At 43.0% G+C, this 11873-nt stretch carries 11 protein-coding genes, 1 tRNA gene and 1 pseudogene; 7 read left to right on the top strand and 6 right to left on the bottom strand.

Annotated features, from left to right (window positions below):
• Nucleotides 1–237 precede the first annotated feature (237 nt).
• The 4 genes and pseudogenes from HY805_01420 (at nucleotide 238) to HY805_01405 (ending at nucleotide 1648) form a co-directional block, all read left to right on the top strand.
• Nucleotides 238–459 carry a DUF4258 domain-containing protein gene (locus HY805_01420; protein MBI4822875.1) on the top strand — a complete coding sequence of 74 codons (222 nt, stop codon included), beginning with the start codon at nucleotides 238–240 and terminating at the stop codon, nucleotides 457–459.
• 8 nt (nucleotides 460–467) lie between these two features.
• On the top strand, nucleotides 468–692 hold the full coding sequence (locus tag HY805_01415; GenBank protein ID MBI4822874.1) for a DUF2283 domain-containing protein: 225 nt from the start codon (nucleotides 468–470) through the stop codon (nucleotides 690–692).
• A 14-nt stretch (nucleotides 693–706) separates the two neighbouring features.
• A pseudogene (locus HY805_01410) lies at nucleotides 707–781 on the top strand (hypothetical protein).
• Nucleotides 782–919: 138 nt separating this feature from the next.
• Nucleotides 920–1648, top strand: a complete 729-nt coding sequence (locus HY805_01405; protein MBI4822873.1) for a hypothetical protein — start codon at nucleotides 920–922, stop codon at nucleotides 1646–1648.
• A gap of 231 nt (nucleotides 1649–1879) precedes the next feature.
• Here HY805_01405 and HY805_01400 read toward each other — a convergent pair whose 3' ends face one another.
• Entirely contained in the window at nucleotides 1880–2074 is a 195-nt protein-coding gene (locus HY805_01400; protein ID MBI4822872.1) for a type II toxin-antitoxin system RelE/ParE family toxin, read from the bottom strand.
• 114 nt (nucleotides 2075–2188) lie between these two features.
• Here HY805_01400 and HY805_01395 point away from each other — a divergent pair, with 114 nt between their 5' ends.
• On the top strand, nucleotides 2189–2401 hold the full coding sequence (locus HY805_01395) for a DUF1858 domain-containing protein (GenBank protein MBI4822871.1): 213 nt from the start codon (nucleotides 2189–2191) through the stop codon (nucleotides 2399–2401).
• 92 nt (nucleotides 2402–2493) lie between these two features.
• Here the strand turns inward: HY805_01395 and HY805_01390 are convergent, their stop codons facing one another.
• Genes HY805_01390 through galT form a run of 5 tightly spaced genes read right to left on the bottom strand, consistent with a single transcriptional unit; the run spans nucleotide 2494 to nucleotide 10682 of the window.
• Nucleotides 2494–3720 (bottom strand): class I SAM-dependent RNA methyltransferase, encoded by a 1227-nt coding sequence (locus tag HY805_01390; GenBank protein MBI4822870.1) that lies wholly within the window; start codon nucleotides 3718–3720, stop codon nucleotides 2494–2496.
• On the bottom strand, nucleotides 3720–4067 hold the full coding sequence (locus HY805_01385; GenBank protein MBI4822869.1) for a response regulator: 348 nt from the start codon (nucleotides 4065–4067) through the stop codon (nucleotides 3720–3722). The genes HY805_01390 and HY805_01385 overlap by 1 nt, the downstream gene beginning before the upstream one ends.
• Before the next feature lies 1 nt (nucleotide 4068).
• Nucleotides 4069–8220 carry a PAS domain S-box protein gene (locus HY805_01380; GenBank protein MBI4822868.1) on the bottom strand — a complete coding sequence of 1384 codons (4152 nt, stop codon included), beginning with the start codon at nucleotides 8218–8220 and terminating at the stop codon, nucleotides 4069–4071.
• A 26-nt stretch (nucleotides 8221–8246) separates the two neighbouring features.
• Nucleotides 8247–9683 (bottom strand): glycogen synthase GlgA, encoded by a 1437-nt coding sequence (gene glgA, locus HY805_01375; GenBank protein ID MBI4822867.1) that lies wholly within the window; start codon nucleotides 9681–9683, stop codon nucleotides 8247–8249.
• Nucleotides 9684–10682 carry a galactose-1-phosphate uridylyltransferase gene (gene galT, locus HY805_01370; protein ID MBI4822866.1) on the bottom strand — a complete coding sequence of 333 codons (999 nt, stop codon included), beginning with the start codon at nucleotides 10680–10682 and terminating at the stop codon, nucleotides 9684–9686.
• 71 nt (nucleotides 10683–10753) lie between these two features.
• On the opposite strand from galT, the gene HY805_01365 reads away from it, so the two are divergent.
• Both HY805_01365 and HY805_01360 read left to right on the top strand, forming a co-directional pair.
• A complete protein-coding gene (locus tag HY805_01365; GenBank protein MBI4822865.1) occupies nucleotides 10754–11722 on the top strand; it encodes a ribonuclease Z in 969 nt (322 codons plus the stop codon).
• Nucleotides 11723–11757: 35 nt separating this feature from the next.
• Nucleotides 11758–11851, top strand: a tRNA-Ser gene (locus tag HY805_01360).
• Nucleotides 11852–11873 lie beyond the last annotated feature (22 nt).

Genomic DNA, 11873 nt, shown 5'->3' with positions numbered 1-11873 from the left:
TGTTAGCAGGTTGCACCCTCCCCTAACCCCTCCCATCAAGGGTGGGGTCGATAAAGCAAATCGCATTTTTCCTTACAGGACAGGTTTTTGCTTCCTTTTAATTACCCTCTCCCCTTGCGGGAGAGGGCTGGGGTGAGGGGGATTAATATTGCTCTCTTGCTCTACTGCTCTGAGAAAATCCTTGACAGAAAAGAGATGTCTGCTTAAGATAAAGGCAAAGGAGTTTTTCTTAATTAAATGAAGATATATTTTAGCAGGCATGCAAGAAGGCAGATGAGGTGGAGAGAAATCAGTGAAGATGATATCAGAAATACAATCTTTCATTCTGAGCAGATAGAGGACTCTATAAAAGGCAGAAAGAATGCCTTTAAGCATATAGGCAAGAAGTGGCTTAAAGTGACTTTTAAGCAGGAAAGCAGTAGAATAATTATAATTACAGTTATTGACAGGAACAAGTAGGAGGAGCTATGAAGATTGAATATGATAAAGAGGTTGATGCACTTTATATCAGGATTCAGGAGAAAAAAGTTGCACACACTAAGGAAATAGAAGAGGGAATAAACCTTGACCTTGATAAAAATGGAAAGATTATTGGGCTTGAGATTATAGGTGCAACAGAAAGATACCGGAAAGAGGATATTTTCAATCTCTCTACGGAAAATCTGATTCTGGAAGGGGCAACATCAGAATAAGAAAGGAGCTGAGGATGAAAAAATGCCCCTTTTGTGCTGAAGACATTCAAGATGAGGCCATAAAATGCAAACACTGCGGCGAATGGTTAAAAGAGATGCCTGACATTGACGCATTTGGTCCTCCTGTTATTGCATCAGATGATGAACTTACTTCTCCAAGCAAACCCATAAATACCCTATTTTAGAAAGAAGTCTCGATCATAAAGGTAACCTTTTTCGTAGTCGTGTTGCCTGCTGTTGTCATTTTACTGGATGTAATCCTTGGCATTACCTTTTCTAAATTATCAAGAGAGATTGCTGAATCTGAATGGCGAACAATCGCATATATTTTCTATTTTTCATTAGGTATCTGGATTGCCGATTATATCTATAGACTCCGAAAATTAATTCTAATTATCGTGCTCTCTTTTATTGCTCTGTTCTTATATAGGTTTCTACTCTCCGCTATTATCAATCCTGAGTTTATTGGCCAAACAATGATAAACACTTTAGAGGAAGGGATTATCATATACACGGCTCTATCTCTTTTTAGCTTCTTCTTCCGATATTTTGAGCCAAGGTTTGATTATGCAGAAGTGAAGAATACTATCGAATTTACTGATCCAATTACAAAGAAGAAATATGATAGAGGAACATGCTCCAAATGCGGCGGCATAACAATCGTTGGAAAAGAAAGAGCAATAAGCTTCATTGGGAAAAGTTCGGAATACTTCTGCGATAACTGCAATAGATTCCTGAGGGGTAATCCATTAAACAATATCTTCTTAGGCCTGACTGAAGCTGTTTCGTCGCTTCTCTTTATGATTGGTTTAGGTTCAAATATGGAGGGAAAGACATCGTCTTATTCAAGCATTTTCTTGCTCGTATTATTCGTTGACATATATGATGGCATAAAACGATTATCTTTTGGTATCTCTGGTGTTAAGCGATCATATAAGAAATGCAAAATCGTCTAACAAATCACTCCAGCGGATGGCTTACAGCCACCGCTGACCTAAAATTGGAAAGGGGTCAGGTCTTGCAATCCTACATTTTATTTCCACCCAAAAGACAAAAAAATGCATCATAAATTCATATTATTGTAGCTGACTTCCCCCTGAAAAAGCCTACCCCCTTTGTTAAATTTCAGTTTTATGTCCTTCCAGCCTCGGCTGGTCTCCGAAATGCGGACTTTAATTCCTTTGCTTTCATAAAATCTCCTCCGTTGTTTTGTTAGTCGGTTTCTCCCTTACAGCCCTGACATAAACAATCTTTTTTGCCTCGTCAACATCGTAAAAGACCCGATATTGCTTAACCCTTAATTCCCATACAGGAGGCACTGCATCCCATGGCGGCACCAAATTTATCAGGATTTTACGGTTTCTTGATAATGAAGCAGGCACATACATATATATACTTTTGCATATGCAATAAATTTTTGTCAATTTATACCAATGAGAGATGGGGTCAGGGAATTTACCTTATATATGATAAGATAAAGATACAAGGAGGTTAAGATGGTAACAGAAAAAAAGTTAGTGACAAAGGACTCTATTATCGGGGATGTGATAAAAGACAATCCAGAGGCGGCAAAGATAATAGAGAAGTATTTCGGGGGTGGATGTTTTACATGTCCTGGCATCAGGGTAGAGTCGATTGCCTTTGGAGCCATGATGCACAATATCGACCCTGAAAAGATTGTAAAAGAAATAAACGAACTGGAGAGATAAGATGAAAGCAAAATGTTTTGTATGTGGCGTAGAGGATGCCCAAAGGGTTTATCTCAGGTGCATACATGAAGGCGAAGAAAAGTTCGTATGCGTTAGATGTCTGCCTGTCCTGATACACGGTGCTCATTAGCAAGGCTCAGAAAGGTTAAGGACTCGATATGGTATGTATGGGGGAAGAAATCCATCAGCCTTATAGAGTCGAGCCTGTATTTGCCGTTTAATCTCTTGAGGTCCCTTGCGAGTGTTGCTGGGTTGCATGAGACATAAACTATTCTCTGAGGCGAAATCTCTCGGAGCATCTTTATGACCTTATCGGTAAGCCCAATCCTTGGAGGGTCAAGTATGACTATATCTACGGCTTTGCCTTTCTCTATGGTGGTCCAATCGCTTTTGAGGAACCTGAAATTCTGGATGTTATTTATCTCGAGGTTTCTTTTACCATCTTTGATTGCATATGGGTTTTCCTCTATTGCAACGACCTCATGGCTGTCTCTGGCAAGGGGTAAAGAGAGGTTTCCAGCACCCGAATAAAGGTCGATTATAGTTTGACCGGTAATCGGCTCGATCTCATTTACAATCAACTCTACTGCCTGAGTATTCAATGCCCAATTGCTCTGAAGGAATGTCCATGGAGAAACAGAATATGTCAAACCACGAAGGTCAAAGCTCGTATAACCGGCCCCACGCCATTTGTAATCGTCAAAGGCAATGCCTGAAAACCCGACACCTATAAATTCCTCTGAAAGTGCCTCATTAAAGCCCATGCCTTTTATAAGTGCAATCAGCTTATCCCCGCATGTTATATGAATCTCTTTTATGCCTGATAAATTACACTTCTTAAGATTCCCAAGTGCCTCATTTATCCTATCGTCCATAAGCAGGCAGTTATCTATCGGAACTACATCTCTACTTGCTTCTTTATAAAACCCTATTTGTCCCTCCTTTGAGACCTTAAACTGTGCCCTCAGGCGATAATTGAAATCATTTCCAATCAAAGGGGCTCTGAGTTCTGTTTCGATGCCACCTATTCTTCTTAGGCAATCGAGCATTATCTCCTGTTTCATGGAGACCTGCTTTTCATAAGAGATAAACTGAAACTGGCATCCTCCGCAAAGCCCGAAATGGAGGCAAGGCGGTCTTACCCTGAAAGGTGATGGCTCTATAACATCCAAGACAACTGCTATAGAATAGTCCTTTTTCTTTTCGATTACAGAGACCTCTACGACCTCTTCGGGGATGGCACCTTTTACAAACACCACGCCTTCATCCCTAACAATGACATAACCGCCATAAACAGGACAGTCTGCTTTCAACTGCATCACTTCTCGAGAAGCCTCTTTATCGTAGATTTAAGCTCGGTCAAGTCTGCTGACTTAACAAGGTATGCCTCTGATGCCCAGACAGCAAAGTCATCTCTGTAGTCATAAGCAGTTGACATTATTATAGGTATCCTTGGCCTAAGCTCTTTCATCTTCCTCAAAAGACTTATGCCGTCTATGTCAGGCATAAGGATGTCCAAGGTTACAAGGTCAGGGTTTTCCTTTTCGAACAAGGCTATTGCCTCTTTTCCTGTGCTAACAGCGACCACCTCGTAGCCTGACTCTTGAAGCTCTTCCTTGTATAGCCTCAAGATATGGGCATCGTCATCGACAATCATGATTTTCATATCAAACCTCCTTTAGTAGTAAATTTATGCTGAATTTACTTCCTCCGCCCCACTTGCTCTGCACAGTGATTTTGCCTCCATGCTCCTCTACGATTCTTCGGGCTATTGCAAGCCCCAGTCCTGTGCCAGTGGGCCTTGTGGTAAAAAACGGGTCAAAGATTTTTCCTATATCCTCTTCCTTTATTCCACACCCTGTGTCCAATACTTCGATAACAGCTTTTCCGCTATCCTTATATGTCCTGACCGTGATAGTGCCGCCATCGGTGGCATAATTTGCATTCGTAAGGATATTCATTAATGCCTCTTTCATGCGGTCTGCATCTGTAAGTGTCATAATCTCTTGCTCCGAAAACTCCTTAATAAGGGAATTACCCTTTTCCGAAAACTCAGGACCCATAAGCCCTATAATCTCCTCGAGTAGGCCGTTGATGTTGACTATCCTTCTCGATATTCTCGTTTCACGGACAAAACCTAAGATTTCCTGCAATATACCCTCAAGCCTGCTTACCTCTTTAGATATTATGCTTGCGTACTCCTGAAGGTTGCCATCGAGCTTTCCCTCAAGCCTCTTTGCAAAGCCTCCGACAGACACAAGAGGGTTTCTTATCTCATGTGCAACCTTTGCGGCAACCTCTCCCAATGCAGCCATTCTTTCGGTAGAGGCAAGTCTTTCTCTTAATTCCTTAAGCTCTGTAATATCCCTTACTATATGCACGGTGCCGATAAATTTCCTTTCTGTGTCGAATATAGGAGATGTAGATGTAAGGAATGTGCCTTTAAGATACGGGTCTTCAATCTCCTCTATGTGTGGCAGGAGTGTTTCTACTGTCTTATGGTGGGGGCACTGAGACCATGGCTCATTTAAGCCATGAAAGACCTCATAGCATTTCTTGCCGATAATCTCCTCCTGTTGTCTCTGAACCCTTTTTGAGACCGCCTCGTTTATTCGTCTGAGGGTGTAGTCTTTGTCCACGAAATAGACCATATCCGATATGGACCTGAATATATTTTCGAGCTCTGCCTCTGTGCGAGAGACCTGCTGAAAAAGCCTTGCGCCCTCTATTGCAGAGGCAACCTGATTGGAGAATCCAGTGAGGAATTTCATATCCTCATCCGAAATAGGCCTTCTGTTAAAAAGATTATCCACCCAGAGCACGCCTATAACCTTATCTCTGGAGACCAGAGGCACAACTGCATATGCAAAGGTTCCAAGCTGTTGTATGAGGATAGTATCAGCCTTTGGGTCAGCCTTGACATCAGTGACATTATAAGGTATTTTTTCCTTTGCAGATTTCACGAGAATCGTATCCTCTGCAAGCGAGATCTCCAGACCTACGCTCAATCTATCCATAAAAGAATCCTTTCTGAGAGGCCCTACATCTATATCGGACATAAGCTCAGCGAGTGTTCTTTTCTCAACCGAAAGCCGTTCCCATGTGCTCCATGCCTCCCCAACAGTGGCAGGACCAACACCCATCTCACCCCTTAGCTTGCCTGTTACCTCGTCTAAGAGAAAAAGTATTGCCCTGTTAAAGCCCAGTCCATCGCTCATAGTAACTGCAGTCAGAACCATTCTGAGGAGCCTGTCAAGCTCCAATGTTCCTCTCATAGCGGAGCTTATAAAGAACAGTCTCGAAAGTTCCTGATTTCTGCGAATCAGCTCCTTCTCGATGCGTTTCCTCTCGGATATGTCCCTCGATATACCGCTTATACCAATAACCCCTCCTCCGATGTCCTTTATCGGAGAAAGCGTAAGGCTGACCTCTATGAGCCTTCCATCCTTTCTGAGCCTGATGGTCTCCAAGTTAAGAACCTCTCCTTTTTTTATCTTTTCTATGTTTCCCTTTTCAGACTCCACAATGGACTCTGGCACAAAAGGCAGAAACCTTCCCATAACCTCGGCATCGCTAAAACCGTATATATTTTCTGCGGCTGGGTTCCATGATGTTATAATGCCATTAATGTCCGATATGACTATTGCATCAGCAGAGTTCTCTATCAGGCTTTCTATGTAGTCTTTTGTCTGTGTGACCTCCTTATAAAGGCCCATAATCTCTTCCTGATAAAGCACCCTATCTGTAATATCCTGCACAAAGACGACCGCCTCTTGGACCTTACCGGTTTCGTCCTTTATCGGCGATGAGGTCAGCTCTGCATAATTAAGCCCGCTTGACTGGGTTATAACATTTGTATCGCCTGTTTCAAAAGTCCCTATTGCGGCACAGTGAGGACATATACCTCCTTTTTGATGAAAGACCTCCAGTGCAGACTTTCTCTGCGCCTCTGAGATAGGCATGTCTATCCATCTTTCTATATATTTGTTTGCGGCTATTATGTTGAAGTTTTCATCGAGTGTTACCATGCCTGCTTGCACGCCTTCGAATATAAGGTCAAGCCTCTTTTTTGCATCGAGGACCTCGAACTGTCTTTTCTTATCCAACTCCTGCATCCTTGCATTCTCTATTGCAGTTGAAGACATGCTTGCAAAGCTCTCTACGATGCTCAGGTCATCCGAAGAAAACGGTATTGGCTTGCCATCAGGGTCAAGCTTGTCATAAAGCCCTAAGGTTCCTATAACCCTTTCGCCTACTTTAAGAGGCACACATATCGCTGTCTTTGCATCTATTTTAGGCACCCTCAGGTCTTCTGGCATCTCATAGACATCCTCAACCAGAATAGACTTTCCCTCTTTTGCAACCCATCCTGCTATGCCCTTTCCAATAGGCAGGGTCATATCCTCAACCAGTTTCTCTATAGGACCTGAAAACGACCTGACCTTTAGCAGGTCCTCCTCTATGAGCCTTATGATGCATCCCTTTGCTCCGATAAGCCTCGAAAGCTCCGATGTCACTGTCCCAAGAAGCTCTTCGAGCCTGTAAACAGATGTGAGTGCCCTTGAAAGCTCATACAGTATGCTAAGCTGTCTTACCTTTTTTATCGTCTCTTCGTAAAGCTCTGCATTCCTCAGGGCAACATCTATGGTGTGTGCAAGTATCAGTCCTGTATCTACTTCATCCTTCCTGAAGCCCTTTGGGTTTTGTGCTCCAAGCAAAAGCAAACCTATGCAGATGTTTTCTCGAACTAATGGAATAACTAAAAAAGAACGGCATACCCCGCACACCACATCGGTTGCATCGGGCAGTTGGAGCACATCGTCGATAATGACAGGACTAAGGGTTCTCAGCACCTTCTTTGCAATGGAGGAGCCAATGGGAAGGGAGATATCCAGCGCAGGTGCTTTCATGTTGGAGGACTTCAGATGAAATGCATTTTCCTTTGGGTGGAGAATATATATGGCACAGAGGGTTTTTTTCATCCCTTTTGCTATCGTCTCTGTGATAATGCCCATTGCCTCTTTTGTCTCGGGAGCCATTCCTGCTGTTCTTGCTACATCGAGCAGAAGTCTGGTTTCTCTGAGTCTTGCCTTTAGCTTACTGTCGGAATCCTCAAGGCTCTCTACCATGGTATCGAATCTTCTTGCTATGGTTCCATACTCGTCTTTTCTTAAAGAGCTAATCCTGTAACTCAGGTCTCCTGATGAGACCTTCTCCGTTGCATAAAGCATTTCCCTGTAAGGCTCCTCGAGCATCCTTTGCATCAGGACTATGAGCAGTCCTGTTGCAAGCAGGCTAAAGGCAACGAGGATCGTAAGATATATCGTCATGTTCTGCCTTATCTTTTTCCCTCTCGTTATAACCTTTTCTGTGGACGCTAAAGAGGCTTCATACATTTCATCCAGCTTTAGAAACAATGTAGACTCAAGCATCTCCACCACCTGCAATGTCCTTAGCGTAGCGACATCTCCTACAGGCTTTTCAACTGCAATTATCTTTTCTGAAAGTGCCTTAAGCTGGCGGAAATCCTCATCGAGGGCTTTAATAGTCTGGGTCTCTTCTTTAAACCTATCGAGGTCTTTAAATCCCTTATTGACCTTTGCGAGGCTATCCTTATAAAGCTTTTTGTAGGGCGAACTTCCGGTTAGTGCCCAGCCACTGCCTGCCCTCACGAATTCCCTTATCGAACCTCTTAGGTCCTGAATGAGCTTATGGTCTTCCATTTCATGCTCGAGCACGATAAGGCTTTTAGAAAGGTTACTGAAGATATAAAATGCTCCAACTCCTAATACAGTTGCGGCAGTAAGAAATGCTATCATAAATATTATAAATCTAAATCTCAGACTCAACCCTTTAGCCTCCTTCTCAAGGACTCATAAAGGGCAATATATTTCTGAATAGAGGAATCCCATGAGAAGTCTTTTTTCATCCCACCGAGAATAAGCCTTTTCCACCTTAATGGCTCTGCATAAACGCAAAGTGCCCTTATAAGACATTCCCTCAGGGCATTTGGCGTATAATCGGAAAATAAAAAACCAGTGCCTTTTCTCTTAAGCGGGTTATAGTCCTCAACCGTATCTTTGATTCCGCCTGTTTTTCTTGCCACAGGCACTGTGCCGTATTTCATGGCAATCATCTGGCTTAATCCGCAGGGCTCATACCTTGAAGGCATAAGCAGGACATCGGAGCCTGCATAAACTCTGTGAGCCAATGCCTCGTCATAACCCCTCCAGAACAAAAGGTTCTTACGATGCTTCCTTGCAAACCCCTCAAATGCCTTCTCGAATGCCTCATCACCTTTTCCTAAGACAACTACATTTGTGCCTGCAAAGATTATCTCCTCTAAGGCTGAAAGAAATATATCTATCCCTTTTTGCGCCGAAAGCCTTCCTATCATTCCCAAAAGAGGTCTCTCCACTTTAAAGCCACATTGTTTAAGCAGATGCCTCTTACATAAAGCCTTTCCCTCAGAAAAGTCTTTAGTTCCATAGTTTTTCGCTATCAGGTTGTCTTTTGAAGGGTTCCATTGACTATAATCTATGCCATTAAGGATGCCGAATAGGTCATCCCTCCTTTTTCTAAGAACGCCATCGAGCCCAAAACCATACTCACTGGTTAATATCTCTTGGGCATAGTTTTCACTTACAGTGTTTATTGCAGTGGATGAGAGAATGCCTGCCTTGAGGAAATTGACAGAACCATAAAACTCTATGCCTTCAGGCTTAAAAAGCTCGTTACTTAGCCCTGTAAGAGGCATAACAGAATAAGGGAACAGTCCCTGATAGCCTAAGTTATGAATGGTAAAAAGAGTGGCAGTCTTACTAAAATGCTTTTTGTAAATGCTCCTCATATAAAGTGGAATAAGCCCTGTCTGCCAGTCGTTTGAGTGCATGACATCAGGGATAAGGTTAAGTGCTTGAACTGCCTGAAGGACTGCCTTTGAAAAGAAGATAAATCTTTCTGCATTGTCCCTGTAATCTCCAGAGGAACTGCCATAAAGCTCCTGCCTTTCAAAGAACACATCGCATTCCGTAAAGAATGCACTATCGTTGTAAGAGAAAAGCCTCGAGGAGTACATTTTGTTTCCAACAGTTACCTTTATCTCAACACCTGTATATTTTAGGTCGGGAAAGTTGTCTCTGACAGCCTTATAGAGGGGCATAAAAAGCCGTGCCTTTATGCCTTTCCTTGTCAAGCCCTCAAGGAGATAACCAGCCACATCAGCCAAACCTCCTGTTTTTGCAAAGGGCACAGCCTCAGAGGATGCAATAACGACCCTCACTTATAACCTTGCCTCCCTCATAAATTTAGCCGCCTCCTCAGGCGGAACCGGGTTTATGTAAAACCCAGAGCCCCATTCAAAGCCAGCTATCTTTGTTAGCTTGGGCATAAGCTCTATATGCCAGTGATAATACTCCACATTCTCAAGCCCGAATGGAGAAGTATGGATTATGAAGTTATATGGCGGCACATCCAGTATCCTGTCCATCTGTTTTAGAATCCTCTGAAAGATCTCGGCAAGCCCCCGGAAACTCATATCCTGCGGTAAAAAAGAAGCCTCATGGCTTTTTGGCATTATCCATGTCTCAAATGGTGCACGGGGGGCAAATGGAGAGATGGCTATGTAGCCTTCGTTTTCAGCAATAATCCTTCTTCCATCGGAAATCTCCTGCTGGATTATGTCGCAGAAAATGCACCTTTCTTTGATTCTATAATGGTCTTTTGCGCCCTGAAGCTCATCCTTAACGGTTCTTGGCACAATTGGCAGGGCTATGAGCTGGGTATGCGTATGCTCAAGCGTGGCACCTGCTGTGTCACCCTCGTTTTTAAATATAAGGACATACTTTAGCCGCATATCCTTCTTGAGGTCACTAAGCCTCAGATGATACGCCCAGAGCACATCCTCCATGCCCTTAAGAGACATCGTTGCCAAAGACAGATGATGCTCTGGCGTCTCTATTATTACCTCATGTGCGCCAATGCCATTCATCCTGTCATAAATGCCTTCTCCTTTTTTCAGAAGCTCGCCTGATATATGAAGGGCAGGGAATTTATTTGGCATAACCCTTAATGACCAGCCCCCTGAATTTGACTTTGTGCCTTCTGGCCTGAAGGCTAATATCTCAGGAGGCGTGGTGTATTCGTTCCCCGGACAGAACGGGCAGAAACCACCGTCTTTTTTCCTCTGAAACGGAGAGATAAAGTCAGTAGGCCTTTTACCTCTTTCAATCGATATTATGACCCATCTGCCTAATATCGGGTCTTTCCTTAATTCCGGCATTTAATCCTCCATATTTATTAAAGGTAAGTGTTTGATTTTATTATATCATAATAGGCTATAATTCCTTTTGTATGAAGCCCACATTCCATCATAGACTTCTCAATGGCCCATTCGAGGATCCATGCCTTTATATAAGGCTTTTATGGGAAAAAAGGGCACTCATGTTCGACTTAGGCGACTTAAGAAAACTAAATACAGGCGAGCTCCTTAAGATAACGGATATATTTGTAACCCATACCCACATAGACCACTTCATAGGCTTTGATACGGTTCTTAGGGCACTCCTTAGAAGTGAAAAACCTCTGAGTGTCTTTGGCCCTTCAAACATCATAGAATGCGTTGAGGGGAAACTTAAAGGCTATTCGTGGAACCTTATAAAAGAATATCCCTTGAGGCTCGAGGTCTTTGGCATAAACAATGACACAATCGAGCATGCAAGCTTTTATGCAGAAGACTGCTTTGCTAAAAAACAAAGGGAAAGCAAGCAGTTTTCAGGCATTGCACTTGAGGACATATCCTTTAAGGTCAAGGCAGTTTGCTTAAAACACGACATTGACTGTATGGGGTTTTCCATGGAAGAGGATTTTCATATAAACATAGATAAGGCAAGACTCATAGATATGGGGCTTCCTGTAGGTCCATGGCTTAGCGACCTGAAAAAAGCAATAAGGCAGGCATCTCCTGAGGATAGGGAGTTCATAGTAAACGGAAAATCCTATAGTCTTGGGGAACTTAAGAATCTAACAATTATCAATAAAGGACAGAAGGTCTCATATATCGTTGATGCATCTCCTTCGGAGGAAAATATAAAAAAGATAATCGAGCTCGTCAAAGGCTCGGATACCCTTTATTCCGAGGCATATTTTCTGGACTCTGACAAACAAAGGGCTGTTGAGAGAAACCACTTGACTTCAAAGTTAGCAGGGTATATTGCAAAAAAGGCAGGTGTCAAAAACCTGACTGTCATGCACTTCTCCCCAAAATACATTCACACACCCGATGCACCTGTTCAAGAGGCAATAAATGAGTGGAGGGCATGACAAATTTGTTCATGATATAGTATAGTCAACACCTTGGAGAGATGTCCGAGAGGCTGAAGGAGCACGACTGGAAATCGTGTGTGGGGTCTAAAAGCTTCACCGTGGGTTCAAATCCCACTCTCTCCGCCAGTTTTTAATGCTATTTACTTCT

Source organism: Nitrospirota bacterium (assembly GCA_016207905.1).
In the GTDB taxonomy this organism is placed as follows: Bacteria; Nitrospirota; Thermodesulfovibrionia; order Thermodesulfovibrionales; family JdFR-86; genus JACQZC01.
The sequence above is the reverse complement of the archived record's forward strand: the minus strand, read 5'-3'. Positions and strand labels throughout refer to the sequence as shown.